Genomic DNA, 25,568 nt, shown 5'->3' on the forward strand with positions numbered 1-25,568 from the left:
GAGGCCGTGACGCGTGTAGGGTCCGAGCGCGATCCGGGAGAAGGAAGGCCTGCCATGCGTGTCGTGCTCGCGGAGGACTCCGTCCTTCTCAGGGAGGGGCTGGTCTGGATGCTCGGGTCCGCGGGGATGGAGGTCGTCGCCGCGGTGGACGACGCCGAGGGGCTGCTGCGCGCCGTGGACGAGCACCTGCCGGACCTGGTCGTCACCGATGTGCGGATGCCGCCCTCGCACACCGACGAGGGCCTGCGCGCGGCACTGGTGCTGCGGCGCGCCCATCCGGGACTGCCCATCGTGGTGCTCTCCCAGTACGTCGAGGAGCGTTACGCCACCCGGCTGCTGTCCACCGAGACCAGCGGCATCGGCTATCTCCTCAAGGACCGGGTGGCCGACGTCGCCGAGTTCCTGGGCGCCCTGCGCCGGGTCGCCGACGGCGGCACGGCCCTGGACCCGGAGGTGGTCGCCCAGCTCCTGATCCGCCGGCACAGCGACCCGCTCGACCTGCTGACCCCCAGGGAGTACGAGGTGCTGGCACTGATCGCGGAGGGCCGCTCCAACAGCGGCATCTCCGAGGCGCTGACGATCTCGGAGGGCGCGGTCGGCAAGCACATCAACAACATCTTCACCAAGCTCGGCCTGTCCGGCGCGGACGGGGACCACCGCCGGGTCCTGGCCGTCCTGCGCTTCCTGAAGGTCTGACGGGAGAGCACGCCGATGCGACGCAACGTCAGGACCGCCTGGATCACCGTCGGCGGGGCGCTCACGGCGCTGGCCGTCCTGGTCCTGCCCGTGACGGTGTGGACCGAGACGAGACCGCCCGGATCCATCCATGACACCTCTCTGCTGTCCTCCACCGCGTCCGAGAGCTCCGTCCAGGTCTACCGGCTCACCTCGCCGGTGATCGTGGTGCTGGCCTCCGGAGAGGTGGAGGTCCAGGTGGTCCCCGGCGAGACGGGACGCCTCACCGTCGAACGGACGATCACCTGGTCCCGCGAACGGCCCGGCCTGTTCGAGTCGTGGGACGGCACGATACTGCAGGCCCAGCTGTCCTGCCCCGAGTCCGGCCGTGCCGCGGAGCCGAACTGCAGGGCCCGCTACACCCTCAGGGTTCCCGACGGCATCCGGGTCGAGGGCCTCGGATCCCCGCCCGGCGGGTGACCCGGGGCCGCGCGCCGTACCTCCGACCGGTGGCGGGTGTTCCAGGACCGCGTGCCGTGCCTTGACGACGTGACGGGGTGACGGTGAGGTGGTGGGGACGGCGCAGGGCCGTGATCGGCGTTTTCCGTCCCGTGCCGCCGCTCCGGCGACGGCAGGGGGCCGCGGCCGGCGGCCACGGGGCGTGCGCGGAAGGAGAGTGCGATGGGGGAAGGTCCCGCCTACCGTGAGTTCCGCGCCGCCCGGGACTTCCTGCTGGCCTGCCGGGAGGACTACGCGACCGCCTACCGGGAGTTCTCCTGGCCCCGGCTGGAGGAGTTCAACTGGGCGCTGGACTGGTTCGACGTGATCGCGCGCGACAACGACCGGACGGCGCTGTGGATCGTCGAGGAGGACGGCACGGAGGAACGCCGGTCCTTCGCCGAGCTGTCAGAGCGTTCCGACCGGGTGGCGAACTGGCTGCGGGCGCTGGGGGTCCGGCGCGGCGACCGTGTCGTCCTGATGCTGGGCAACCAGCTCGAACTGTGGGAGACCACGCTGGCCGCGGCCAAGCTCGGCGCCGTGGTGATCCCGGCGACCACGCTGCTCACCCCGGCGGACCTGCGCGACCGGCTCGACCGGGGCGCCGCCCGCCACGTGGTCGCCGGCAGCGCCCATACCGGCAAGTTCGACGACCTGCCCGGCGACTACACGCGGATCGCCGTGGGGGAGCCGGTGACGGGCTGGCACTCCTACGCCGACGCCTACGGCGCGGACCCCGTCTACCGGCCGGACGCGCCGACGAAGGCCGACGACCCGCTGCTGCTGTACTTCACCTCGGGCACCACGGCGCGGCCCAAGCTGGTCGAGCACACCCACGTCTCCTACCCGGTCGGGCACCTGTCCACGATGTACTGGATCGGGCTCGAACCCGGTGACGTGCACCTGAACATCTCCTCGCCGGGCTGGGCCAAGCACGCCTGGAGCAACGTCTTCGCCCCGTGGAACGCCGAGGCCACGGTGTTCGTCCACGACTACACCCGCTTCGACGCCGAGCGCCTCCTCGACGAGATGGCGCGGTGCGGCGTGACCGCCTTCTGCGCCCCGCCGACCGTGTGGCGGATGCTGATCCAGGCCGACCTCGGCCGGCTGACGACCCCGCCGGTCAAGGTGGTCGGCGCGGGCGAGCCGCTCAACCCCGAGGTCATCCAGCAGGTGCGCGACGCCTGGGGCGTGACCGTCCGGGACGGCTTCGGGCAGACGGAGACGACCGTCCAGGTGGCCAACACCCCCGGCCAGCCGGTCAAGCCGGGCTCCATGGGCCGTCCCGCCCCCGGATACGTGGTCGAGCTGATCGACCCGGTCACCCGCGAGCCCGCCCGGGAGGGGGAGATCTGCCTCGACCTGGCCCACCGGCCGCTGGGCCTGATGGCCGGCTACCGCGGCGACCCCGGCCGCGCGGCGGACGACGGCTACTACCACACCGGCGACATCGCCGCGCGGGACGAGGACGGCTACCTGACCTACGTGGGCCGGGCCGACGACGTCTTCAAGGCCTCCGACTACCGGATCTCGCCGTTCGAGCTGGAGAGCGTCCTGCTCGAACACGACGCGGTGGCCGAGGCGGCGGTCGTGCCCGCCCCGGATCCGGTACGGCTGGCCGTACCCAAGGCGTACGTCATCCTCGCCCCAGGCTGGGCCCCCGACGAGAAGACCGCCGCAGACATCCTCCGCCACGCCCGCGAGCACCTGGCCCCCTACAAGCGGGTGCGCCGCCTGGAGTTCGCCGATCTCCCCAAGACCATCTCGGGCAAGATCCGCAGGGTCGAACTCCGCGCCCGGGCCGCGGACCCGCGGCTCCGGGGCACTGAGTACCGGGAGGAGGACCTCCCCGGCGCCTGACCCCGCCGTCCGGAATGACCCCGCCGCCCGGAGGGGGGCGGTCGCCTACGACAGGTACGGCTTGAGCTCGCGGCGGGCCACGGTGCGCAGGTGGACCTCGTCGGGTCCGTCGAAGATGCGCATCGCGCGGGCCTGGGCGTACATCAGGGCGAGCGGGACGTCGTCGCTGACCCCCATCCCGCCGTGGACCTGGATGGCCCGGTCGATGACCTGGCAGGCCATGCGGGGGGCGACGACCTTGATGGCGGAGATCTCGGAGGCGGCGGCCTGCGCGCCCACGGTGTCGATCATCCAGGCCGCCTTCAGGGTGAGCAGCCGGGCCTGCTCGATCGCCAGGCGGGACTCGGCGATCTGCTGCTGGACGACGCCCTGCTGGGCGAGGGGCTGACCGAAGGCCACGCGACCGGCCGCGCGGGCGCACATCAGCTCCAGCGCGCGCTCGGCCATGCCGATGGCCCGCATGCAGTGGTGGATGCGGCCGGGGCCCAGGCGGGCCTGGGCGATCCTGAAGCCGTCCCCCTCCGCGCCGATCAGGTTCTCGGCGGGCACGCGGACGTCGGTGAAGACGATCTCGGAGTGGCCGTGCTGCTCCTGGTAGCCGAAGAGCGGCAGGTGGCGGACGATCTCGACGCCGGGCGTGTCCGTCGGGACCAGCACCATCGACTGCTGACGGTGGGAGGGGCCGTCCGGGTCGGTCTTGCCCATCACGATCATGATCGAGCAGCGCGGGTCGGCCGCGCCGGTGATGAACCACTTGCGGCCGTTGATCACGTATTCGGAGCCGTCGAGCCTGATCGAGGTGGTGATGTTGGTGGCGTCGCTGGAGGCCACCGCGGGCTCGGTCATCGCGAACGCCGAACGGATCTCGCCGTCGAGCAGCGGGCGCAGCCAGCGCTCCCGCTGCCCGGGCGTGCCGAACATGTGCAGGACCTCCATGTTCCCGGTGTCCGGGGCGGCGCAGTTCAGCGCCTCGGGAGCGAGGTCGGGGGAGCGGCCGGTGACCTCGGCCAGGCTTGCGTAGTCGAGGACGGACAGACCCGACTCGGCGGGCAGGAACAGGTTCCACAGGCCTCGGGAGCGGGCCTCGGTCTTGAGCTCCTCCACCACCGGGGGCAGGGTGTGGTCGTCGTGACCGCGGGCGGCCCGCCACTCGTGGTAGACCGGCTCCGCCGGATAGACATGGGTGGTCATGAAGTCGGTCAGGTTGGCGAGGTATTCCTCTGCCTTCGGGCTGAGCGCGAAGTCCATACCGGTCAGTTTGGCAGCACCCCTTTTCCGGTACCCCGGCGGCTGCGCCTACCCTGTAACCGGTTCTAGGCGAGGAGGCGGAATGATCAAGGGTGTGCTGGTCGACTGGGGCGGGGTGCTGACCACCGGCCTGCACGAGGCGATCGAGGCCTGGATCGTCGCCGAGCGGATCGACGCCGCGCGCTACCGCGACGTGATGCGCGAGCTGGTGATGCACGCCTACGAGGGCGAGTCCGGCACGGAGAACCCGATCCACGCCCTGGAGCGGGGCGAGATCTCCGCCCTGGAGTTCGAGCGTGACCTGGCGGCCAGGCTGCTGACCACCGATGGCGTGCAGCCGGCCGCCGAGGGGCTGCTGACCAGGATGTTCGCCGGTTTCCAGCCGGTCCAGCCGATGTACGACATGCTGGCGGCCGTCCGGGCGGCGGGGCTGAAGACCTGCCTGCTGTCCAACTCCTGGGCCAACGACTATCCGCGCGACAGCTGGGACGGGATCTTCGACGAGATCGTCATCTCCGGCGAGATCGGCATGCGCAAGCCGGAATCCCGGATCTTCGAGTACGCCCTGGAGCGGGTCGGGCTGTCCGGTTCCGAGTGCGTGTTCATCGACGACATCGAGGCCAACATCGTCGCGGCCCGTGAGCTGGGCATCGTCGGCCTGCACCACCGGGACGCCGAGGCGACCATCGCCGAGATGGAGAGCCTGCTCAGCCTCCCGCTGCGCTGACCGCCCCGGTTCCGGCGCGCCGCTGCGCCGCCGCGTCTCGCGGCGGGGGCTCCGGGCCTGGCACACTCGTTGGACGATCGGCGCCGGTCGGGCGCCGCCGCAGAACACAGATCGAGGCACTGATGCGCGTCTATCTGCCGTGCACGCTCCCCTTGCTGGCCCGTGTCGTCACGGCCAAGGAGCTCGGCCCGGCCCCGCTGATCGGTTACGCGGTGACCCCCGCGCTGATCGAGTGGTACGCCTCGGGGGACACCGAGGAACTGGAGTACGTCGCCCTGACGGAGGCGGCCAGGGCGTCGCTGCGGATGCTGGCCGCCGACCGCGTCGACGGCGTCGACGTGCCCGCCCGCCGGGTGGTGATCGCCGCCGAGGTGGCGGACGACGACGTGAGCACGGGCGCCGACCTGCGGGAGCGCGCGCGGGTACGGCTCGCGCGGTCCATCCCGATGGAGGAGATCGCCGCGGTGCACGTCGACGACCCCTCGGCGATCGACGACATCGAGGCCGCCGTCGCCGCGCTGCCGGCCGCCGACAAGGGCGACGACGACGCCCGGTTCACCGTGGACGGCGCCGAGGCCCACGAGCTCCTGTGGTACGCCACCCAGGAGATGCCCGACCTCGTCGACTGAGGATTATTCATGTGCCTCACCTGCGCCTTCTCAGTAGAATTAGCGCAATATGAGACACATTGTTTGGGACTGGAACGGCACGCTCTTCCACGACATCGACGCCGTCGTCGGGGCGACCAACGCGGTCTTCGAGCCCTACGGGCTCGGCTCCTACGACGTCGAGGGCTTCCGCGCGGTCTACACCCGCCCGATCTGGACGACCTACGAGCGCATGCTCGGCCGTCCGCTGGACGACGGCGAGTGGGAACGGCTCGACCAGGGCTTCCATGACCACTACCACCGGTTGATGCTGGAGTGCGGTCTCGCGGCCGACGCGCTGTCCACCCTGCAGAGCTGGGAGCGGGAGGGCGGCAGCCAGTCGCTGCTGTCCATGTGGTGGCACGAGCGGCTGGTCGCCAAGATCGCCGAGTACGGCATCGACCGGCACTTCACCCGGGTCGACGGGCTGCTGCACACCGAGCCGGGCGGGCACAAGGCCGAGTGCATGGTGGCCCACCTGAAGGCGCTGGGCGTCGACCCCGGCGACGTCCTCGTGATCGGCGACAGCGTGGACGACGCGCACGCCGCGCAGCACGTCGGGGCCCGCGCGGTCCTCTACACCGGCGGGATGACCGGCCGCAGGGACCTGGAGGCGTTCGGCGTGCCGGTCGTGGACACCCTCGCGAACGCCATCGACTACGCATAACCGGACGATTTTCGTATCAGTGGCGACCAGGGTGCGGCCGGTGGCCGTACCCTGGCATCCCGCCGAGTGTCTCCGGAGGCCACGATCACCCGCCTCGTTCTCTGGAACGTCGATCTCACCCTGGTCGACGTCTCCATCGTCACGCGCGACGCCTACGCCGACGCCTTCCGGCAGGTCACCGGACGACCCCTGGTCAAGCTGACCCAGCACAACGGCCGCCCGGACTCGGAGATCGTCTTCGAGACGCTGGCGATCAACGGGATCGTCGCCGAGGACGAGCACCTGCCGAAGTTCCTGGACGCGCTGGCCGACGCCTTCGCGGCGCGCCGCGGGCGGCTGGCCAAGGAGGGCAGGGCGATGCCCGGGGCCGGTGACGCGCTGCGGGCGGTCTCCCGGCTCACCGGCACCGTCCAGTCGGTGCTCACCGGCACGATCAAGAGCAACGCCGTGCTCAAGCTGACCGCGTTCGGGCTCCACAAGCACGTGGACTTCGAGGTCGGCGGCTACGGCGAGGAGGTCTACCCCAAGGCCACGCTGCTCCAGGTGGCGCAGGGCAGGGCCAAGGCGAAGTACGGCGTGGCCTTCGACGGGAGCAACACCGTGCTGATCGGCGACTCGGTCCGGGACGTGCAGGCGGCCAAGATCGCCGGGGCGTCGGTGGTCGCGGTGGCCACCGGGCGGTCCCTCCCGGCCGAACTGCACGAGGCGGGCGCCGACGTGGTGCTGGGCGACCTGTACAACCCCGCGGAGGTCGTCGCGGCCGTTGCCCGGCTCACCCCGCCCGTCGGCCGCGCCGGATAACCCGCCGGGCTCCTCTGCCCTGGGGACGGCTTTCGCTTCCTGCCCTCCGGACGGCTCCGGTCTCATGTCCGCCGGACGGGTCCCCGCCTCCGGGGCTCACCGGCCGCCGAGCTCCGCCAGGAACCGGGCCGCGATCGGGGCGGCGGTCTCGGAGCCCGCGCCGCCGCCCTCGACGATCACCGAGAAGGCCAGGTCGCCCCGGTAGCCGATGAACCAGGCGTGCGAGGGCGGCTCCTTGCCCGAGCCGTACTCGGCCGTCCCGGTCTTGCCCGCCGTACCGGACGGGAAGGAGACGCCGCTCGCGGTGCCCTCCACCACCACGGCGGGCATCAGCGTGCGCAGGGCGCGCACCACCTCCGGCTCCAGCTTCCTCGGCTCGGCCGCGGGCAGCAGCTCCGGCTCCACCAGCCGGGGCGGCCGCCAGGAGCCGTCGGCGACGGCCGCCGCCACGGTGGCCATGTTCAGCGGGCTGGTCAGCACCCGGCCCTGGCCGATCGAGGCCGAGGCGAGGTCGGTGTCGTCCTCGGGCGCGGGGAAGAGCGCCCGTACGGCGGGCACGCCCGGCCGGACCGGGGCCTCGAACCCGAAGTCCTGCGCGACCTCGGCCATCCGCCGCCCGCCGAGCCGGTCGACGGTCAGCCGTCCGAACGTGGTGTTGCACGAGTGCGCGAACGCCTCGCGCAGCGAGGGCGTGCCGTAGTCCTTGAACCCGGCGTTGTGGAACGGGAAGCCGCCGATGTTCTGCTCGGCCGGGCAGGCCACCCGCTCCCCGGCGGTCATGCCGTCGGCGACCAGCGCCGAGGCGGTGATCACCTTGAACGTCGACCCCGGCGGGTAGTGGCCCAGCAGGGCCCGGTTGAACCCGCCCGGCTTGTTGGCCGCCGCCAGGATCTCCCCGGTCGAGGGGCGGAGCGCGACCAGCGAGGCGGGTCTGTGCACCTCCGCCAGGGCGTCCGCCGCGGCCCGGTGGACCCCCAGGTCGATGGTCGTTCTCAGCTCCCGGCCCGGCCTGGCGTCGGCGGTGGCGAGGGTGGCCACCTTGGCATTCCCGCTCACCAGGTCGATCCTGGCCGAGGAGGTGCCGGTCAGGCGGTCGCGGTAGGTCTTCGTCAGCTCCCCGACCAGCTGCTGCACCGAGCCTGGGGTGGAGGGCGTGTCGATCCGGGTGCCGTCGGCGGCGAGGACGGGCGCCCGCTCGGCCTCGACGGTCACGGCCTTGATGCGCGTCCCCTCGCGGAGGCGGGGGTGAAGGGCGGCCGGGGACCACCGCACCCGCCAGGTCCGCTCGTGCTCGACCAGCCTCAGCGAGCCGTCGTAGGTCCAGTCCACGGGCCCTTCCAGCCGGGCACGGAAGCGCACCGCCGTGCCGCCCTCCTCCGCACCGCCTCCCCCCGCGCCGTCCCCTCCCGCGTCCTCCCCGGTCTCATCGCCGGCGGTCCCGACGACCTCGAAGCCGGCCCCCGACAGCTTCAGGTCGGTCCGGAAGCGTTCGTACCAGCGGTCGAACCCCTCCGGCGGATCGACGGCGAGCGCGCGCATCGCGGCATAGTCCTGCCGGTCCCAGGCGGCCAGGAACAGCCGGGCCGTCTCCTCCGGCGAACCCTGGGTGCGCAACGCCCACGCCGCCCCGCCGATCGCGGTGGCCGGGACCAGCACCGCCGCCGCCACCAGGTTCCGCAGTCTCATCCTCGGTCCCCCTCGTCGTCGCGGGCCCTCGTCGCGGGCCCTCGTCGCGAGCCGAGGAGACCAGAGGAAAGCGGCCGATGTCCAATATTGATATGGATTTCGGAATGATATTGGAATTGATATCATTCCTGCTCATGGACCTGGTGAAGCACCTGCGCTACTTCATCGTCGTGGCCGAGGAACTGCACTTCGGCAACGCGGCGATCCGGCTCGGCATGGCGCAGCCGCCCCTCAGCCAGCGCATCCGGCGCCTGGAGGAGGAGCTGGGCGTGCGGCTGTTCGACCGCTCCAGCCGCCAGGTGCGTCTCACCGAGGCGGGCCGGGCGCTGCTGGCCGAGGCCGTGGAGATCGTCGCCCGGGTCGACCGGCTCCGCACCCTGGCCGAACGGGGGGAGGGGACGGTCCTGCGGGTCGGGGTCCCGCCCGACCTGGGCTCGGCGGTGATCGCGGCGCTGATCGCCGGCTTCCGCGAGGCCGAACGCGGGGTACGGCTGGAGCCCGCCGAGATGTGGAGCGCCGACCAGGTCACCGGGATTACCGACGGCGTCCTGGACGTGGGGGTGATCCGCCACCCGATCGCGGCCCCCGGCCTGAGCTTCGGGCCGATGCTCGTCCAGCGGCCGGGCGTGGTGCTGGCCGACTCCGACCCGCTCGCCGGGACGGCCTCGGTGCACCTGGCCGACCTGGCCGGGCGGCGGCTCGTCCTGTTCCCCGGAGAACCGGGGCTGCAGGAGGAGACGCTCGCCGAGTGCCGCCGCCACGGGTTCGTCCCGCAGGAGGTGCACGAGGCGCAGACCCTCGGCCTGGTCATGGCCGGTACGGCCGTCGCCTTCGGGCCCAGGGTGGAACTGCCCGGCCTGCGCTGGCGGCCGCTGCTGGGCAACCCGCTGGCCTGGCGGATCTCGACCGCCTGGCGGGGCGAGGCGGGACCGGCCGCCGCGGCGTTCGGGGCGGTGGCCGTACGGGTCCTGCGGGACAATGCCGGGATGACGGACGACGGCGCGGCACCGGTGCGCCAGGTGCGGGCCAGGCCGGCCTCGGGGTTCCTGGCATGACGCGCCCGGAACGCCTCGCGGGCCGGTCCGCCGGGGACACCGCGGGCGAGGAGGAGTTCGACGGTCTGTTCCGCGCGGCGGGCGTGACCGGGTTCCTGCACGCCGTGGACGTGGACACCGGGGCCGAGGTCGCCTACGGCGCGGACGAGTCCGTGGTCACCGCCTCGGTGTTCAAGGTGGCGCTGCTGGTGGAGTTCTTCCGCCAGGCGGACCGCGGCCTGCTGGACCCGGCCGAGCGGGTCACCATCATGGCGGACCGCCACACACCCGGGCCCACCGGAGTGGCGGCGATGGCCGACGACGTGACGATGTCCCTGCGCGACCTGGCCTACCTGATGATCGCGGTGAGCGACAACACAGCCGCCGACACCCTGGTCGGCCGGGTGGGACTGGAGGCGGTCAACACCATGCTCGCCTCGTTCGGCCTCACCGGGACGCGGGTGGAGCACGACTGCGCCGAACTGTTCACCAGCATCGTGCAGGACACCGGGCAACAGGAGATGCCGACCGACCCGGCGGTGGTCTCCCGGCTGAGGGTCCTGGACCCGGCCAGGACCAACCGCAGCACGCCCCGCGAGACGACCCGGCTGCTGGCCGCGATCTGGCGCGACGAGGCCGCCTCGCCGGAGTCCTGCGCCTGGATCCGCAGGTTGATGGGCCTGCAGGTCTGGCCGCACCGGCTGGCCGCGGGCTTCCCCTACGACGACGTGGCGGTCAGCGGCAAGACCGGCACGCTGCCCACGGTGCGCAACGAGGCCGGCGTGGTGGAGTATCCCGACGGCGGGCGGTACGCGGTCGCCGTCTTCACCCGTTCGTACGGCACGGCGCAGAACCAGCCGCGCGCCGACGCGGTGATCGGCACCTCGGCCAGGGTCGCGGTGGAGCGGCTGCGCGCCCTTTCCTGACCCGCCCGGCCACGGGCCTGACCACGCGTCCGGCCGTGCGCCCGGCCACGTGCCCGCCATGTGGGGGGCCCACATCCGCGGCGCCGCCGTATGGGACCACCCGGGGATGACATCCGGCCGGGCCACCGACAGGATGGGGGCATGGTTGAGGAAGGTACGCGACTCTGGGAACCCACGCCGGAGATCGTGCGGGACGCCAAGGTCACCCGCTACATGGAGTGGCTCGGGCGGCCGGTCGACTATCAGGCTCTCTGGCAGTGGTCGGTGGACGCTCCGGCCGAGTTCTGGACGTCGGTCTGGGACTATTTCGAGGTCGCCGGAGCGCGTGGTGACGGGCCCGTCATATCTGGGACGATGCCGGGTGTCGAATGGTTCACGGGATCGACGCTGAACTACGCGGAGAACGCGCTGCGCCGCGCCGCGTCAGAGCCCGACCGGCTCGCGGTGGTCTTCCGCGACGAGTCGGGGGCCCGGCGCACGCTCACGCTCGGTGAGCTGGCCGGGGAGGTCGCCCGGGTCCGCGCCGGTCTGGCCAGGCTGGGGGTCGGCAGGGGCGACCGGGTCGCGGCCTACGCGCCGAACGTGCCCGAGACGCTGGTCGCCTTCCTCGCCACCGCGTCCCTGGGCGCGATCTGGTCCTCCTGCTCCCCGGACTTCGGCGCGCCCAGCGTGATCGACCGCTTCACCCAGATCGAGCCCAAGGTGCTCATCGCGGTGGACGGCTACGACTACAACGGCAGGCGCTTCGACCGCGCCGCGGTGGCCGACGACATCGCCGCCCGGCTGCCCTCTCTCGTCGCCCGGGTGCGCATGCCCGCCGGGGGCGCTGCGGCGGGTAGGGCGGACACGGCGGGTACGGCGGGCACCGCCGGGGCGTCGGCGGCCGGTCCCGTGGCCGGGGATTCCGGCCACCCGGTCGTGAGCTGGCAGGAGCTGCGCTCCGACGAGGAGCCCCTGGCCTTCGAGCCGGTGCCGTTCGGCCACCCGCTGTGGATCGTCTACTCCTCCGGCACCACCGGCCTGCCCAAGCCGATCGTGCACGGCCACGGCGGCGTGGTCCTGGAGCACCTCAAGGCGCTCTCCTTCCATCAGGACCTCGGGCCCGAGGACGTCTTCTTCTGGTACACCACGACCGGCTGGATGATGTGGAACTACCTCATCGGCGGCCTGCTGGTCGGCGTGACGGTGGTGCTCTACGACGGCTCGGCGACCCACCCCGGCACCGACGCCCTGTGGCGGCTGGCCGCCGAGGAGGGGGTCACCTACTTCGGCACGGGCGCGCCGTACATCATCGCCTCGATGAAGGCGGGCGTGAAGCCCGAGGGGCTGGAGAAGCTGCGCGGCCTGGGCTCGACCGGCTCGCCGCTCCCGCCCGAGGGCTTCGCCTGGGTGCACGACACGCTGCCGGAGGTCCAGCTCGGCTCGTTCTCCGGCGGCACCGACGTGTGCACCGGCTTCGTCGGCGCGGTCCCGCTGCTCCCCGTGGACGCCGGGGTCATCCCGTGCCGCTGCCTGGGCGCGAAGGTCGAGTCGTTCGACCCGTCGGGCGAGCCCGTGATCGGCGAGGTGGGCGAGCTGGTGCTGACCCAGCCGATGCCGTCCATGCCGGTCATGTTCTGGAACGACCCCGACGGCTCCCGCTACCGGGAGAGCTACTTCGCCGACTACTCCGGGGTCTGGCGGCACGGCGACTGGATCAAGATCCTCCCCGACGGCGGCTGCGTGATCTACGGCCGCTCCGACTCCACGCTCAACCGCGGCGGCGTGCGGATGGGCACCAGCGAGTTCTACCGGGTGGTCGAGCGCTTCGAGGAGATCGCCGACAGCCTGGTGATCGACACCGGCCAGCTCGGCCAGGAGGGGCGCCTGCTGCTCTACGTCACCATGGCCGAGGGCGCCGAGCTCACCGACGACCTGGTCACGCGCCTGCGTACGACACTGCGCGACGAACTGTCCCCCCGCCACGTCCCCAACGAGATCACCGAGGTCCCCGGCATCCCCCGCACCCTGAGCGGCAAGAAGCTGGAGGTCCCCGTCCGCAAGATCCTCCTGGGCACCCCCCCGGAGAAGGCCGCCAACCTCGACGCCATGGCCAACCCCGAGGTGCTGTCCCACTTCACCCCCAAATCCTGAGACCGCCCGCAGATCACCGGGGTACGGTCCAGCGGGCCGTACCCCGGTGAATCGTCAAGGACCACGACATCATCCAGCGCAAGAAGCCCGTCTACCGGATCACCGAACCTCTCGTCACCTTCTACCAGGCGGTGATGCGGCCGCGCTGGGCGGCGCTCGAACTCGGAGGGGCCGAGCGGGTGTGGCGAGGGTCGAAGCCTCGGTTCCTCTCGCAGGTCGTGGGGCCGGACTTCGAGCAGATCTGCCGTGACTGGGCGGTCCTCGCGGACGACTTCTTCGACGAGCCCCCGGGCGAGGTCGGCTCCGCACGGCTCGTCGACCGCTCCAGGCGAGAGAGCAACAAGATCGAGCTCGATGTCGTCGTGATGACGCCCGCGCTCCCCGGAGAGAGGCAGCGGGTGCTCTCGATCGGCGAGGCCAAATGGGACAAGGTGATGGGCCCGGGGCATCTGGACAGACTCCGCCGCGCCCGCGACCTCCTCATCGCGCAGGGACACCGGGCGGAAGACTCGGTCCTCGCCTGTTACAGCGGTGCGGGGTTCGACGAGCGGCTTCGGGCCGAGGCGCGGAAGGACTCGCGAGTTCTCCTGGTGGACCTGCCCACTCTGTACGGCTGACGGAGGCCGGGACCCCGGGGACTTCCGGCGCTGGGGTCAGCCGGTGAGGGCGGACTCGCGGGCGGCCATGACCTCGTTCACGTGTTGTTCGGCCCAGTCGGTGATGGCTCGGATGGGGGCCTGGAGGGACTGGCCCAGGGGGGTCAGCTCGTATTCGACGCGAGGGGGGACCTCGGCGAAGACGTGGCGGGTGAGCAGGCCGTCGGCGGCCATGGCGCGGAGGGTCTGGGTGAGGACCTTGGGGGTGACGCCGCCGATCATGTCGCGTAGTTCGGTGAAGCGGCGGGGGCCCTTGCGCAGGCTCAGCACGACCAGCACCGACCACTTGTCGCCGATGCGGTCGAGGACCAGGCGGGTGGGGCACTCGGGGTTGAAGGCGTCTCCGTCCATCATAGTTTCCAGAGGGTACCAAGGGCACGTTGAAGTAACCAGTATCCGATGGATACCTTCGGTCGCAACGACTTCCCAGGAGGTGTGGCATGAGGATTCTGCTGATCGGGGCGAGCGGGATGATCGGCAGCCGGATCGCGGCCGAGGCCGGGGCACGGGGGCACGAGGTCACCGGGGTGACTCGCAGCGGCGCCGGTGGGACGCGGGTCGCCGACGCGGCCGACGCCTCGGCCGTGGCCGCGCTCGCCGCCGGCCACGACGCCGTGATCCTGGCGATCGCGCCGCCGCGTGACGGTTCGGAGCCGTCCGGCCCGCTGCTGGCGGCCGGACGCGGTGTTCTGGAGGGGATGCGCGAGGCGGGGGTGCGGCGGCTGGTGATCGTCGGGGGAGCGGGCAGCCTGGAGGCGGCGCCGGGTGTGCGGCTCGTCGACACCCCGGGCTTCCCCGACCTCTACAGGGCCGAGGCCCTGTCCCAGGCCGCGCTGCTCGACTTCGTCCGTGAGCAGGCCGGCGACCTGGACTGGACCTATGTCTCGCCGCCGGCCGAGATCATGCCGGGTGAGCGCACGGGGGACTATCGCCTGGGCGGCGACCGGCTGCTCACCGACGCCGGCGGCGGGAGCGCCATCAGCGCCGAGGACTACGCCGTGGCCCTGGTCGACGAGCTGGAGACGGGCCGCTCCACCGGCCGCCGCATCACCGTCGCCCGCGCCGACCTCGCCTCGAACAAGGCGCTGGTGGAGGAGTTCTGCCGGGCCTTCTACAACGACAAGGACTTCGACCGCGCCCGGACGCTGCTGACCGACGACTTCGCCAACCACCACCCGGGCGCCGGGACGGGGCCGGAGGCCACGGTCAAGAGCTTCCGGGAGCAGGCCGCCGACCGCTTCCCGGACTTCCGGCTGGAGATCCGCAAGCTGGTGGCCGAGGAGGACCACGTCTGGACCTACGGCCTGGTCACGCTCGGGCCGGACCTGCCCGCCTCGGTCTCGGTGGACCTCTGGCGGATCGACCGCGGCCGGATCGCCGAGCACTGGGACGTCGGACAGCAGGTCACCGAGGACACCGTCCTGCTGTGACGTCCTGCTGTGACGGAGGGCCGCCCCACCGGGTGAGGGAGCGTGACCGCGCGGAGGGCTGGTCAGGCCGTCCGCGCGGCCACGCCTTACTCCGTGCCTCCGAGGCCGAACAGGGGCAGGCAGGGTTCGAGGTCGTGGATCTCGAAGCCGGGCGGGCTGGTCCAGTCCTCCCGGGACAGGCGCAGCCGCTGGGTGGCGGCGCGTTCGCCCCGGCGGCTGTGGACGTCGATGCCGTCGTCGCGATAGCCCAGCTTGCGGGAGACCGCGAGGGAGGCGTGGTTGTCGGTGAACGCCCCCGAGGTCGCCGAGCGGGCGCCCAGGCCGTCGAAGGCCAGATGGAGTACGGCGGCGCGCATCTCCGTGCCGATCCCGCGGCCGTGGAAACGCCGCCCCAGCCATGAGCCGGACGAGACCTCCCGGGTGATCGCGAAGTCGGAGCCCGCGACCTCCTGGGTCCCGACGACCTGCCCGTCGAAGACGGTGACGAAGGAGCAGCTCCACTTCTCCGGGGTCCAGGCCGACCACTGGCGGAAGTGGAGCTGGGCCGTGCTCCGCGCCCGCTCGGCCGGTTCCGCGTCGGTCCACGGGAAGGTGAACGGCATGTCCTGCGGGTCGTGCACTCCGTCGGCGGCCAGGTCGGCGAGGGCGTCGAGGTCGTCGAGGGAGGGCAGGCGCAGTTCGAGGCGCGGGGTGGTCACCCGGAGCCGGAGGATCGGAAAGTTCCGCATACCCCTCGATCTTGTGGTGGCGGCGCGCGGGAGTCCAATGGATTTCACATGCGGGCACGGCGGGCGAGGGTGTTCTTTCCACGGGGGAGTCTCTTTCGCGGGGGCGCGAATCCGGAGGTGAATCCGGGAGCGTCCCTTTCCGGCGGGTGCGCCTTTTCGCCGGAGAATCGCGGGCTTCGTGCGGAGGCCGTTCCTCTCCCGCCTGGGACATTCCTCCCGGACAGGACGGACATCGGCCCATGTGGCCTGGGACACGGTGTCGATTGAGTGGCCACATGATGAAAAATCCGGATTCGGTCCGCCGGTGGGTGGCCGGAATCGCCCTCCTCGCCTGGCCCACCCTCGAGTTCCTCGCCTTCTTCACCGCCCCGCCCGGGGCCGAGCACGACCCCGCGATCTTCCGGGAGCAGGCGAACGCCGTGCAGGTGAGCGCCCTGCTCTACATCTGGGCGACGCTCAGCCTCATCCCCGCCGTGCTCGGCATGGCCCACCTGCTGAAGTACCGTGCTCCCCGGACCGGGATCATCGGCGCCGCGCTCGGACTGATCGGCGCCGGACTCGGCCTGACCCTGTTCACCACCGACTTCTACGACCTGGCCCTGGCCCAGTCCCTGCCCGACGCCCAGGCGGAGCAGGTGACCGCGCGCGCCGGTGAGCTGTGGGGATTCCTGTACGGCATGCTGCTGCCCGGCTTCCTGCTGCACATCGGGCTCTTCACCCTCCTGATCGGGCTGGCCGCGACGCGCCTGGCCCCGTGGTGGGCGCCGGCCGTGGCGTTCGCAGGGACGCTCGTGCCGTTCCTGACCGTGGAGCAGCCGCCCGCCGTACAGGCCACCGGTGCGCTGCTGCACCTGGCGGCCTACGGCTGGATCGCGCTGCGCGTGCTGCGGATGCCGCAGGAGCAGTGGACGCAGACGGCCGCTACAGGCCGGCCTCTCGCGCACGTGTGATCGCCTGGGCCCGGTCCGCCACCTGCAGCTTGGTGAAGATCGAGGAGACGTGGTTGCGCACCGTCTTCTGGCTCAACCCGAGCCTGGCCGCGATCTGGGGGTTGGTGAGATGCCCGGCGACCAGGGCGAGGATCTCCCGTTCCCGCCTGGTCAGCTCGGGCAGCGCCCGGGCGTCCGGCCCGCTCCGCTCGCGCGCGGCGAAGTACTCGGCCATCCGGGCGGCGATCGCCGGGCCGAAGATGGCCTCGCCGTCGGCGACCGCGTGCACGGACCGGACCAGCTCCGCCTTGCGCGCGCCCTTGAGGACGTAGCCGCGGGCCCCGGCCCGCATGGCGGCGAAGACCGAGTCGTCGTCGTCCGCCATGCTGAGCACGATCACCCGGACGTGCGGATGGTCGCGGACCAGCCGCTCGGTCGCGGCGATCCCGCCCATGCCCGGCATCGTCAGGTCCATCAGGACCACGTCCGGCTGCGCCCGCCCGACGAGCGCCAGCGCCTGCTCCCCGCTGGCCGCCTCGTCGGCGACCTCGATGTCCTCCACCGCCGACAGCAGGGCCCGCAACCCGGTGCGGAACCCGGCGTGGTCGTCGACCAGCAGAACCCTGATCACCCGTGCTCCCCGATCTCCTCGCCCGGAACGGTGTCCCGGTCACCGGCGTTGCCCTCCATGCGCGTCGGGAGCATCACCCGCACCCGGGTCCCGCCCTCCGGGCGCTCCTCGACCGTGCACGATCCTCCCAGCTCGGCGGCCCGCTCGCGCATCGACACCAGCCCGACCCCCTCCCGGCCCCCGGCGGCCTCGCGGTCGAGGGTCGCACCGGCTCCCGCACCGTCGTCGAGGATCTCCAGCACGAGCGCCGTCCCGGCCACCTCGATGCGCAGCTCGGCCTCCGCGGTCCCCGCGTGCCTGCGCACGTTGGCCAGGGCCTCGGCCACGATGCGGTAGGCCGCCGCCTCGGTGGCGGCGGGCAGGGCGGGCAGCTCGTCCGGTGCCCGTACGGCGACGCGCAGGCTGGGCGCCTGCCGGATGGCGTGGGCGCGCAGGGCGCCGAGCAGTCCCAGGGAGTCCAGCGCCGGAGGCCGCAGCCCGTCCACGAGCGCCCGGACGTCGGCCATCGCCGCCTCGGCGTCGTCGACGATGTCGGCCAGCAGCCGCCGTACCTTGCCGTCCCCGGCCAGGTCGTGGGCGGTCTCGGCGCGCATGGTGAGCGCGGCCAGCGTGGGTCCCAGGCCGTCGTGCAGGTCGCGCCGGATGCGGCGGCGCTCCTCCTCGCGGGTCATCACCAGCCGTTCCCGGGAGCGCCGCAGGTCGGCGGAGAGGCGCGCGGCGTGCACGGCCACGGCGACCTGCCGTGCCAGGTCGGTCAGCACCGCCAGGTCGCGCGGGCCGAACCTGCTCTCGCCCGGCCGGGCGGCGAGGACGAGGTCGCCGACCCGCTCGCCGTCGTAGACCAGCGGCAACCGGAGAAGACCGCCGGCGGGACGGCCCGCCGGCCCCCCGCCCCGGTCCTCTTCTTCCCAGAGGGCCGGTCTCCGGCCGTCCTGACCCGGAGCCGGTCCGGGCCCGGAGGAGTGCCGCAGGCCCGTGGCCGTCTCCACCGCGGCGTACGGCAGGCGCAGGGCCTCGGCCACCGACCGCGCGACCCCGGACAGCACCGCGTCCGGCTCCTCGCTGGCCTCCAGGCGGCGGCCGAGCCGGGTGAGCACCGCGTAGGGGTCGTCCCGCTCGCCGTACATCAGCAGGTTGACCCAGGCCTGCAGGCGCTGCCGCAGCGGCGCGAAGGCGAGGGCGACGAGCCCGGCGGCCAGCACGGAGGCCGGCAGGTCCGCCGAGGGCAGGAGCGCGCCCAGATAGCCGACCACCAGCACGTAGCCGCCGGTCACGCAGCCCGACAGCAGCGCGTAGACCAGCGTCCTGTTGATCACCAGGTCGATGTCGAACAGCCTGTGCCGCAGGATCGCGACGCAGATGCCGGCGGGGATGAGCATCCCGCCCATCGCGCCGACCACCTCCCAGGCCGAGTGGGTCGGCGGGTAGACGCGCCCGGGGTCGGCGTCGGTCAGTCCCGCCACCAGCCGCGTACTGGCGACCAGCACGGCGAGCCCGACCGCGTAGGCCAGCCACTTGATCTGCTCGCGCTCCCTTCCGGTGCTGCGCCGCGCCCGCACCAGCAGGTTGAGCCCTCCCACGACGAAGAGCACCGCCTGTACGGCCAGCACCGCCGTCTCCGCGGTCTCGGCGGGTCCCGCCATCGCCGCCACCCCGAGCGGGTTCGGCACGCCCGGGCCCACGCCCACCTGCTCGTTGACGCCGGGCCGCAGCGCGCTCACCGCCGCGGCCGGCACTGCCACGGCGACCGCGGTCCAGACGAACCGGCGCCAGCGGGGCGAGGGAAGCCCGCCGGGGAAGAACAGCGGGACCATGACGAGGGAGATGTTGGCCGGGATCCACAACCAGGTCTGCGGCCAGGCCATGGCCTCGGCCAGCGGCAGCGGCGCGCCCCGCCCGGAGGCGCCGGTCTGCGCGGGCACGCCGTAGATGGCGTACCGGCCGCAGGCCTCGTAGAGCGCGAAGCAGAACGCGCTGAACGCCAGCAGCCGGCCCACCGGGTGCCCGGGACGGTGCGCCCCGATCAGCCCGCCCGCCAGCGCGCACGCCGCCACCAGCAGCAGGTGGCTCTGCACGATCGGGTGATAGCCGTTGAGCGAGGAGAGGACCAGGGCCAGGGCGAGCAGGAGCATCGTCAGGGCGCATGCCGTCCACGCGACGCGCGGCGCTGTGATCACTGTTCCTCCGGGTCCGGTCGCCACACGGTACCCGCGCACCGGTCCCGGTTGTCCCGGGGCGGTGTCCCGGGACACCCCGGCGACCAGGGGAGAGATCAGGGGAAAGGGGTGGGTCCCCCGCGCGGTCCGGGCTCAGACGCCCTGGGGGAGGCGGAACAGGCGGCCGGGGTCGTAGGCGGCCTTGACGCGGGCGAGGCGGCCGGCGTTGGCGCCGTAGTAGGCGCTGCGCCACCCCTTCAGCTCCGGGTCGACGTAGTTGACGTAGGCGTGGTCGCCGAAGTGGGGCCGCATGGCGGCGTGCGCCCGGCGGGTCCACGCCGTCGCCCCGGTGCGGTGGGCGTAGTACTGCACGCTGTACAGGGCGGCCCGGTGGGGGAAGGCGGTGGCGTCGGGGCGGACCCGGCCGACCGCGCCGCCGAGGGCGTCCAGCAGCACGCTGTGGCTGCCTGGCCGGTCCACCTCGGCGACCAGCGTCCGCGCCCCGGCCTCGGAGATCGGCCGGTAGGCCAGGTGGGACTTCGCGGCGAAGCGGTCGCGCGGCAGCCGGCCGTCGGGGGTGCGCCCCGGCAGGGAGCCGCCCTGGTGGCACTGGGAGACCGACAGGTTCGAGCAGCCCGCCATGATCATCATGGCCTGCCGGTAGGACACGCGCCGGACCGAGCTGGAGGAGGTCGCGCCGATCCGGTCGGCCAGGCGGTCGAGCAGCCGCTCGCACTCGGCCCTGCCGCCCAGGTACACCCCGGCGACCTGCACCTGCGTCCCGCCCTCGCGGCTCAGGTGCAGGGTCGACCACAGCTCGTCCGGGACCGACGGCGCCCACGCCTGCCAGGCCCGCAGCGCCCGTACGGCCCGCCGCCACGGCCACTGCACGAAGAACACCGTGACCTCGCGCGCGGGGTGGGTCCGGAAGCCGAAGGAGACCGCCACCCCGAGGTTGCCGCCGCCCCCTCCGCGGCAGGCCCAGAACAGCTCGGGGTGGTGGTTCGCGTCGCAGGCCAGCAGCCGGCCGTCGGCGGTGACGATCTGGACCGACTCCATCACGTCGCAGGTCAGGCCGTACTTCCTGGCCACCACCCCGATCCCGCCGCCCAGCGCCAGCCCGCTCACCCCGACGGTCGGGCAGGATCCGGCGGGGATGCTCACGCCGTGCGCCGCCAGCCGGTCGTAGACGTCGATGAGCTTGGCCCCCGCCCCCACGGTCGCCCGGCCGGAGCGGTGGGCGATCTCGCGCATGGGGGAGACGTCGACGACCAGGCCGGTGCCGGTGGACCAGCCCGCGTAGGAGTGGCCGCCGGACCGTACGGCCAGCGGCACGTCCAGCCGGCGGGCGAAGTTCACGCACTCGGCCACGTCGGAGGGGTTCGCGCAGTAGGCCACGCCCGCCGGCCGGATCCCGTCGTAGGCGGGGTCGAACAGCCGGCGCGCGGCGTCGTAGGCGGCGTCACCGGGCCGGATGAGCCGGCCCTCCAGCCCGCGGCCCAGGGCCTTCCAGTCCGCGGGCCGGGGAGCGGTCCGCGCGGACGTCCAGGCCCGCGCCGGCGCCGCGGCGCCCGACGCGAGGGCGGTCCCCGCGGTCAGGGCGGCCACGCCGCCGATGCGCAGCAGCGTGCGCCTGTCCAGTGCCGGCGCGTCCGGAGCGGGCCTCATGGTCTTCTCTCCCAGGGGTTCGTACGGCTTCCTGGTGAGACGCCCGCGCCGGTCGTCCGGTTGGTCACATTCGCATCACTTCGCAGGTACGGGGCTCAGCCGCCGGCGTACTGCCGGGGCGAGTCCGTCTCCGGCGCGAGGGCGCCCGCGCACGACGGCCGGGACCTCAGCGAGGACAGCAGGCCGTCGGTGACCCGGCCGGCGGCGAACCGCGCGCCGTGGACGAACCTCATCACCGGCCCGAAGGTGGCGGCGGCGGCCAGGCCGACGACGAACAGGCCGCTGACGGAGGTCTCGAAGTGCTTCGACAGCGCCGGGGCGGTCCCGGTGCGCCGGATCGCGCGCGTGAGGCCCTGGTCGAGGACGCCCATCCGCTCGACGTCCACCAGGTAGCCGGTGGCCGCGATCACGTGGTCGGTGTGGATCGTGTCGAGGCCGCCCTGCGCGTCCCGCAGGGTCAGGATCACCTCGCCGCGGTGCGCCGCCCCGGCCACCGTCCGCCCCAGGAACACCGGGACGCGGCCGTCGAAGCGGTCCCTCAGCCACCATGAGCCCGCCGGGCCCAGGGTCGTGCGGACGATGTGGCGGCGGGTCGCCGCCGGCAGGTGGCGCACCGTGCCGGGCAGCTCGGACCAGACCCACGACCGCCAGCCGGTGCCGAGCCCCGACTGCGGCATCAGGATCCGCTCGATCGGCGAACGGCGGGCGGAGGGCACGGTGTTCCACGCCAGCTCGCCGGTCCTGGCCACCACCCGCGGCCGGGCCCCGGCCTCCAGCAGCAGCGCCGCCGTCTCCAGCGCGGACTGGCCGGCGCCCACCACGGTGACGTCGCGGCCCGCGAAGCCCGACAGGTCGTGGTGCTCGGAGCTGTGCGTGGCCAGCTCGGCGGGCAGGCCGCAGAGCGCGGCGGGCCGGTGGGCGAAGGGCAGGAAGCCCAGGGCCAGGACGACCGTCCGGGTCAGGACGGGCTGCCCCGTGGCCAGCTCGACGGTGAACAGCTCGCCGTCGGTGCGGATCGCGGCCACGGGCGAGGCGTCGAGCGCGTCGCCGACGGCATGGGACCCGAACCACCGGCCGTAGTCGACGAACGTCTCCACGGGGATGGGCTCGCCGTAGGAGCAGGACAGCTCCCGCGGCCGACAGTAGGCCCGCAGCCCGTAGGCGCCGGCCGGGTCGGACAGGTTCGAGGCGGAGGGCTCCGACTTCAGCAGCATCCCGCGCGGCATGTGCCGCGCCCAGGCCTCCATCGGGCGGCCGTAGACGCGGGTGTCCAGTCCCGCCGCGGTGGCATGGGCCGCCACGGAGAGGCCGTACGGCCCCGCTCCGATGACGGCGACGTCGATCATCGGCGCACGCATGATTTCTCCTCGGTCGGTGCCGGCTTCCTGGAAGGGAAATCGCCCTGCCGGTGAATCCCCCGGTTGGAAATATCGCCGAATACTAACGCGATGGGGAGGCGGGATTCCGGCGGTGGCGTGCGATGCGGGTAAAACCTCGTTTCAGAAATTGCCGCGTCATCGCCGCAAAGGGTTTGGGATCGTCGGCGGAGAACCAGGCGAACTCGTCGGCCTCGCGCAGGGAGCGCAGCCAGCCCCGGCAGGTGAGTTCTCCTCCGCGTCGTTCATGAAAAGCGGGAAAAGCATCATAATTCTCGACCAGATATGTGCGCCCGTGCGCGGCCCCGGCCGGGGGCACGGGCTCGCCGGTGAGGTCGAGGTGCATGACGCGCACCAGGTCGAGGCCGCCGCCGTCGGTGAACAGGCGGAACTGGGCGCCCAGCCGGGGGTTGAAGTCCAGCAGGTGGTAGACGTCGGCGGCGGCGTCGTAGCGGAAGTCGAGGTCGAGGATCCCCCGGTAGCCCAGGGCGGCGGCGACCCGGTGCGCCGCGGACTCGACGCGGGGGTTGGGCAGCCACCGGCCGAGCGTGGTCAGGCCGGCCCCGTGCGGGTGGGCCCGCTCCTTCCTGCCGGCCCCGCCGAGCAGGCACCTCGACCCCTGGTCGAAGTAGCCCTGGAAGAACCAGTCCGACCCCGGGGCGGCGGGCACCAGGCGCTGGAACAGCAGCCGGCTGCCGTGCCCGGAGATCCGCCCGAACAGCCGCACCGCCTCCTCGGGCGTGCGGACCGTCGTCGTGCTGCGCAGCCCGGCGCCGGGCGGCAGCAGCCACGGGCTGGCCCACTTGGCGATCAGCGGCAGCCCGAGCCGGGAGACGGCCGCCACCAGGTCGTCCTCCGTCGCGATCACGTGGGTCTCGGGCTGGGCGACGCCCAGGCTTTCGCACACCGCGTGCAGTTCGGCCTTGTCGGCGAGTCTGCGCGGCAGCGCCGGGACCTGGCGGGGCAGGAGGAACCGGGGCAGGAGCTCGGCCGCGTGCTCGGCCAGGAAGATCGCGCCGGCGTCGTCCATCGGGACGAGCATCGCGCGGCGTCCGATGAGCCCGGCGATCGACTCCAGGGCTGCCACCATGGCCGCGGGCGTCCGCGGCCCGTCCGGCCAGTGGTGCATCCGGGCCAGGTGACGGGACCGGGAGGCCGGGGCGTGCCGGCCCTCGAGCACGGCGTGCACCTCGATCCCGGCGCGGCCCAGCGAGCGGATGGCCGCGAGCGTGCCGTGGTGGAAGATGTTGTCGTCCGTGCGGAGCACCAGGGCGGGGGTGCCGGGGTCCAGCCGGAGGGGGCGGCCCGCGTCCGGCCGGGCGTCCCGCGCAGGATCTATGGCATTCATCGAACATTCCCGCCATATATGCTCGGTGTCTCGACGTTGCGTCGGCCGCTCATTCTAGAAGTCCTTTCTTCGCCGAAGGGCCCGCCGTGCCGGGCCATTGGTGGAATTCCGGCACCGCCGTACGACCTATCGGTGCATTCTCCCCGATAGCGACTTCCCTTCCGCGTCCGCGGCACGGAACCGGCTTTTGTGCGTATCTTTGGCTCGGATACGGGGACCGGGCCGGATGATATGCCCGGCGAATGGGTACACCGGGCGGGAAACGGGCAGTACGGGGATGGGAACGATGAAATTCAGAAAGGCGTACGTCTGCGGGGCGCTCGCCGCGCTGGCCGCCTCCGCGGTGGTATGGAGCCTGCCCTCCATGATCGCCGGGACGGACAGCGAGCCGGGAGACCGGCCCGCGGAGGACTCGCACGACCCCGGGGAGACCCGATTCGGCGTGTTCCTCGCCTCGGACGAGCGCGGCGTCGAGCGGCTGTCCGCCTTCGAGTCCTGGCTCGGTGTGAAGACCACCGTCGGGCGGACCTACCTGCCCGGCGAGAACTGGCTCGCCCTCCAGGGGCCGGACTTCATCCTCGAGCCCTGGATGCGCTGGCGCGCGGCGGAGCCGGACCGCATCCTGGCGCTCAACGTCCCCATGGTCGCGCCGAACGAGGTGGAGATGCCCGACGGCACCGTGGCGGCGCTCCTCAACGCGGGGGCGATGGGCGCCTTCGACCACGGCTTCCGCAGGCTGGCCTCCCGGCTGGTCGCCGGTGGCGCGGCCGACACGATCATCGTCCTCGGCTGGGAGATGAACGGGACGACCTACTCCAGCCGGTGCGCGCCCGATCCCGAGGCCTGGAAGGGCTACTGGCGGCGGATCGTCACGGCCATGCGCTCGGTGGAGGGGCAGCGCCTGCGTTTCGACTTCGCGCCGAGCCGCGGCCGCGACGCCATCCCGTGGACCGAGTGCTATCCCGGCGATGACGTGGTCGACATCATCGGCATGGACACCTACGACCAGCCGGGCGGCGAGACGTTCGCCGACTACGTCCGCCAGCCGTACGGCATGGCCTTCCACGCGGAGTTCGCCAGGGCGCGCGGAAAGCCCATCTCGTTCCCGGAGTGGGGGCTGTTCCGCCGGGGGGACCGGCCCGGGTACATGCGCCGGATGCTCGAATGGATCTCCACCCACGACGTCGTGTACCACTCGATCTCCGACTACTGCCCGCACGGGGTCTGGCAGTGCCCGTCCAACCCCCGGTCCTCCCGGGTCTTCCGCAAGCGGCTGCCCGCCATGGTGTCCCCTGAGGGGTCCCCCGCACCGTCCTCCGGGGACGGCTCCCCGGTCCCGTCGTCCGCGGACTCCGGCACGCCGCCGGTCACCGGGGACTCCGTCCCGCCGGAGTCTCCGGCACCGGTCACCGGGGAGGACTCTCCGGTCCCGCCGTCCGGGGGGTCGGAGGCCCCGTCGCCGGAGGAGTCGCGGGAGAAGTCACCGGAGAAGCCGCGGGAGAAGTCACCGGAGGAGTCGCGGGAGGAATCGGCGGAGAAACCGCCGGCGCCCGACGAGCCGCCCCGTCCGAAGACCGATCCCGCCGCGCCGCCGCACCCGACGCCCGGCCCCGGGGTCCCGCCGATCCCGGCGGCGCGCGAGGTCAGCGCCGCCAGGCGGTCCAGCGCGTCCCGCAGGCCGAAGCCGGCCGCCCTGGCGGACCCGGCCTCCCCCTCCCGGCGGGCGAGCTCCGGATGAAGGAGC

At 72.9% G+C, this 25,568-nt stretch carries 23 protein-coding genes; 14 read left to right on the forward strand and 9 right to left on the reverse strand.

From position 1 onward, the window contains the following. Positions 1–54: 54 nt before the first annotated feature. The 3 genes from Psi01_RS01895 (at position 55) to Psi01_RS01905 (ending at position 3,033) form a co-directional block, all read left to right on the forward strand. Complete coding sequence (locus Psi01_RS01895) at positions 55–696, forward strand: response regulator transcription factor (RefSeq protein WP_204062149.1); 642 nt, start codon at positions 55–57, stop codon at positions 694–696. Positions 697–711: 15 nt separating this feature from the next. Further along, entirely contained in the window at positions 712–1,155 is a 444-nt protein-coding gene (locus tag Psi01_RS01900) for a hypothetical protein (protein WP_204062150.1), read from the forward strand. 201 nt (positions 1,156–1,356) lie between these two features. Beyond that, positions 1,357–3,033, forward strand: a complete 1,677-nt coding sequence (locus tag Psi01_RS01905; RefSeq protein WP_204062151.1) for an AMP-binding protein — start codon at positions 1,357–1,359, stop codon at positions 3,031–3,033. A 45-nt stretch (positions 3,034–3,078) separates the two neighbouring features. Here the strand turns inward: Psi01_RS01905 and Psi01_RS01910 are convergent, their stop codons facing one another. Continuing rightward, entirely contained in the window at positions 3,079–4,281 is a 1,203-nt protein-coding gene (locus Psi01_RS01910; protein ID WP_204062152.1) for an acyl-CoA dehydrogenase family protein, read from the reverse strand. A gap of 82 nt (positions 4,282–4,363) precedes the next feature. Here Psi01_RS01910 and Psi01_RS01915 point away from each other — a divergent pair, with 82 nt between their 5' ends. The 4 genes from Psi01_RS01915 (at position 4,364) to Psi01_RS01930 (ending at position 7,123) form a co-directional block, all read left to right on the forward strand. Next, positions 4,364–5,008, forward strand: a complete 645-nt coding sequence (locus Psi01_RS01915) for an HAD family hydrolase (RefSeq protein ID WP_204062153.1) — start codon at positions 4,364–4,366, stop codon at positions 5,006–5,008. Between the two features lie 122 nt (positions 5,009–5,130). Then, positions 5,131–5,637, forward strand: a complete 507-nt coding sequence (locus Psi01_RS01920; protein ID WP_204062154.1) for a DUF6912 family protein — start codon at positions 5,131–5,133, stop codon at positions 5,635–5,637. Positions 5,638–5,686: 49 nt separating this feature from the next. Beyond that, positions 5,687–6,322 (forward strand): HAD family hydrolase, encoded by a 636-nt coding sequence (locus tag Psi01_RS01925; RefSeq protein ID WP_204062155.1) that lies wholly within the window; start codon positions 5,687–5,689, stop codon positions 6,320–6,322. 66 nt (positions 6,323–6,388) lie between these two features. Further along, complete coding sequence (locus Psi01_RS01930) at positions 6,389–7,123, forward strand: HAD family hydrolase (protein WP_239126954.1); 735 nt, start codon at positions 6,389–6,391, stop codon at positions 7,121–7,123. A 96-nt stretch (positions 7,124–7,219) separates the two neighbouring features. Here the strand turns inward: Psi01_RS01930 and Psi01_RS01935 are convergent, their stop codons facing one another. Further along, positions 7,220–8,809 carry a penicillin-binding transpeptidase domain-containing protein gene (locus Psi01_RS01935; RefSeq protein ID WP_204062156.1) on the reverse strand — a complete coding sequence of 530 codons (1,590 nt, stop codon included), beginning with the start codon at positions 8,807–8,809 and terminating at the stop codon, positions 7,220–7,222. Between the two features lie 134 nt (positions 8,810–8,943). Between Psi01_RS01935 and Psi01_RS01940 the strand changes: the two genes are divergently transcribed. The 4 genes from Psi01_RS01940 to Psi01_RS01955 all read left to right on the forward strand — a co-directional run bounded on the left by Psi01_RS01940 (position 8,944) and on the right by Psi01_RS01955 (position 13,519). After that, positions 8,944–9,864: a LysR family transcriptional regulator gene (locus tag Psi01_RS01940; RefSeq protein ID WP_204062157.1), complete on the forward strand. Its 921-nt coding sequence runs from the start codon at positions 8,944–8,946 to the stop codon at positions 9,862–9,864. Further along, complete coding sequence (locus Psi01_RS01945) at positions 9,861–10,769, forward strand: serine hydrolase (protein ID WP_204062158.1); 909 nt, start codon at positions 9,861–9,863, stop codon at positions 10,767–10,769. Before Psi01_RS01940 ends, Psi01_RS01945 begins: the two co-directional genes overlap by 4 nt. Positions 10,770–10,910: 141 nt before the next feature. Then, the gene (locus tag Psi01_RS01950) at positions 10,911–12,902 is read left to right on the forward strand and encodes an acetoacetate--CoA ligase (RefSeq protein WP_204062159.1); all 1,992 of its coding nucleotides are present in this window, start codon (positions 10,911–10,913) and stop codon (positions 12,900–12,902) included. Between the two features lie 134 nt (positions 12,903–13,036). After that, the gene (locus Psi01_RS01955; RefSeq protein WP_204062160.1) at positions 13,037–13,519 is read left to right on the forward strand and encodes a hypothetical protein; all 483 of its coding nucleotides are present in this window, start codon (positions 13,037–13,039) and stop codon (positions 13,517–13,519) included. 36 nt (positions 13,520–13,555) lie between these two features. Here the strand turns inward: Psi01_RS01955 and Psi01_RS01960 are convergent, their stop codons facing one another. Beyond that, positions 13,556–13,912 (reverse strand): winged helix-turn-helix transcriptional regulator, encoded by a 357-nt coding sequence (locus tag Psi01_RS01960; protein WP_204062161.1) that lies wholly within the window; start codon positions 13,910–13,912, stop codon positions 13,556–13,558. An 86-nt stretch (positions 13,913–13,998) separates the two neighbouring features. Here Psi01_RS01960 and Psi01_RS01965 point away from each other — a divergent pair, with 86 nt between their 5' ends. Beyond that, positions 13,999–14,988, forward strand: coding sequence for an NAD(P)H-binding protein (locus Psi01_RS01965; RefSeq protein ID WP_204062162.1), 990 nt, complete (start codon positions 13,999–14,001; stop codon positions 14,986–14,988). Between the two features lie 86 nt (positions 14,989–15,074). Here Psi01_RS01965 and Psi01_RS01970 read toward each other — a convergent pair whose 3' ends face one another. Beyond that, positions 15,075–15,716, reverse strand: coding sequence for a GNAT family N-acetyltransferase (locus Psi01_RS01970; protein ID WP_204062163.1), 642 nt, complete (start codon positions 15,714–15,716; stop codon positions 15,075–15,077). 308 nt (positions 15,717–16,024) lie between these two features. Here Psi01_RS01970 and Psi01_RS01975 point away from each other — a divergent pair, with 308 nt between their 5' ends. Continuing rightward, positions 16,025–16,666: a hypothetical protein gene (locus tag Psi01_RS01975; protein WP_204062164.1), complete on the forward strand. Its 642-nt coding sequence runs from the start codon at positions 16,025–16,027 to the stop codon at positions 16,664–16,666. On the opposite strand, the gene Psi01_RS01980 is transcribed toward Psi01_RS01975, so the two are convergent. The 5 genes from Psi01_RS01980 to Psi01_RS02000 form a co-directional block, all read right to left on the reverse strand. Continuing rightward, entirely contained in the window at positions 16,638–17,276 is a 639-nt protein-coding gene (locus tag Psi01_RS01980) for a response regulator (RefSeq protein WP_204062165.1), read from the reverse strand. The two genes, Psi01_RS01975 and Psi01_RS01980, sit on opposite strands and share 29 nt — an antisense overlap. Continuing rightward, positions 17,273–19,453, reverse strand: a complete 2,181-nt coding sequence (locus Psi01_RS01985) for a sensor histidine kinase (protein ID WP_204062166.1) — start codon at positions 19,451–19,453, stop codon at positions 17,273–17,275. Before Psi01_RS01985 ends, Psi01_RS01980 begins: the two co-directional genes overlap by 4 nt. 132 nt (positions 19,454–19,585) lie before the next feature. Continuing rightward, positions 19,586–21,100 (reverse strand): FAD-binding oxidoreductase, encoded by a 1,515-nt coding sequence (locus Psi01_RS01990; protein WP_204062167.1) that lies wholly within the window; start codon positions 21,098–21,100, stop codon positions 19,586–19,588. A gap of 95 nt (positions 21,101–21,195) precedes the next feature. Beyond that, positions 21,196–22,458 (reverse strand): NAD(P)-binding domain-containing protein, encoded by a 1,263-nt coding sequence (locus tag Psi01_RS01995; protein ID WP_204062168.1) that lies wholly within the window; start codon positions 22,456–22,458, stop codon positions 21,196–21,198. 82 nt (positions 22,459–22,540) lie between these two features. After that, positions 22,541–23,824: a carboxylate--amine ligase gene (locus tag Psi01_RS02000; RefSeq protein ID WP_204062169.1), complete on the reverse strand. Its 1,284-nt coding sequence runs from the start codon at positions 23,822–23,824 to the stop codon at positions 22,541–22,543. Positions 23,825–24,110: 286 nt separating this feature from the next. Between Psi01_RS02000 and Psi01_RS44475 the strand changes: the two genes are divergently transcribed. Continuing rightward, the gene (locus Psi01_RS44475) at positions 24,111–25,562 is read left to right on the forward strand and encodes a glycoside hydrolase family 26 protein (protein ID WP_373872458.1); all 1,452 of its coding nucleotides are present in this window, start codon (positions 24,111–24,113) and stop codon (positions 25,560–25,562) included. The last annotated feature ends 6 nt before the right edge of the window (positions 25,563–25,568 follow it).

The organism is Paraplanobispora siamensis (assembly GCF_016863175.1).
Lineage (GTDB): Bacteria > Actinomycetota > Actinomycetes > Streptosporangiales > Streptosporangiaceae > Planobispora > Planobispora siamensis.

Bases quoted from the DNA above. Each gene is read 5' to 3' on its own strand.
- Psi01_RS01990 (WP_204062167.1), bottom strand. From the start codon at position 21,100: ATGAGGCCCGCTCCGGACGCGCCGGCACTGGACAGGCGCACGCTGCTG.
- Psi01_RS01905 (WP_204062151.1), top strand. From the start codon at position 1,357: ATGGGGGAAGGTCCCGCCTACCGTGAGTTCCGCGCCGCCCGGGACTTC.
- Psi01_RS01995 (WP_204062168.1), bottom strand. From the start codon at position 22,458: ATGCGTGCGCCGATGATCGACGTCGCCGTCATCGGAGCGGGGCCGTAC.
- Psi01_RS01970 (WP_204062163.1), bottom strand. From the start codon at position 15,716: ATGCGGAACTTTCCGATCCTCCGGCTCCGGGTGACCACCCCGCGCCTC.
- Psi01_RS01925 (WP_204062155.1), top strand. From the start codon at position 5,687: ATGAGACACATTGTTTGGGACTGGAACGGCACGCTCTTCCACGACATC.
- Psi01_RS01955 (WP_204062160.1), top strand. From the start codon at position 13,037: ATGCGGCCGCGCTGGGCGGCGCTCGAACTCGGAGGGGCCGAGCGGGTG.
- Psi01_RS01895 (WP_204062149.1), top strand. From the start codon at position 55: ATGCGTGTCGTGCTCGCGGAGGACTCCGTCCTTCTCAGGGAGGGGCTG.
- Psi01_RS01900 (WP_204062150.1), top strand. From the start codon at position 712: ATGCGACGCAACGTCAGGACCGCCTGGATCACCGTCGGCGGGGCGCTC.
- Psi01_RS02000 (WP_204062169.1), bottom strand. From the start codon at position 23,824: ATGAATGCCATAGATCCTGCGCGGGACGCCCGGCCGGACGCGGGCCGC.
- Psi01_RS01940 (WP_204062157.1), top strand. From the start codon at position 8,944: ATGGACCTGGTGAAGCACCTGCGCTACTTCATCGTCGTGGCCGAGGAA.
- Psi01_RS01945 (WP_204062158.1), top strand. From the start codon at position 9,861: ATGACGCGCCCGGAACGCCTCGCGGGCCGGTCCGCCGGGGACACCGCG.
- Psi01_RS44475 (WP_373872458.1), top strand. From the start codon at position 24,111: ATGAAATTCAGAAAGGCGTACGTCTGCGGGGCGCTCGCCGCGCTGGCC.
- Psi01_RS01920 (WP_204062154.1), top strand. From the start codon at position 5,131: ATGCGCGTCTATCTGCCGTGCACGCTCCCCTTGCTGGCCCGTGTCGTC.
- Psi01_RS01960 (WP_204062161.1), bottom strand. From the start codon at position 13,912: ATGATGGACGGAGACGCCTTCAACCCCGAGTGCCCCACCCGCCTGGTC.
- Psi01_RS01965 (WP_204062162.1), top strand. From the start codon at position 13,999: ATGAGGATTCTGCTGATCGGGGCGAGCGGGATGATCGGCAGCCGGATC.
- Psi01_RS01950 (WP_204062159.1), top strand. From the start codon at position 10,911: ATGGTTGAGGAAGGTACGCGACTCTGGGAACCCACGCCGGAGATCGTG.
- Psi01_RS01935 (WP_204062156.1), bottom strand. From the start codon at position 8,809: ATGAGACTGCGGAACCTGGTGGCGGCGGCGGTGCTGGTCCCGGCCACC.
- Psi01_RS01910 (WP_204062152.1), bottom strand. From the start codon at position 4,281: ATGGACTTCGCGCTCAGCCCGAAGGCAGAGGAATACCTCGCCAACCTG.
- Psi01_RS01915 (WP_204062153.1), top strand. From the start codon at position 4,364: ATGATCAAGGGTGTGCTGGTCGACTGGGGCGGGGTGCTGACCACCGGC.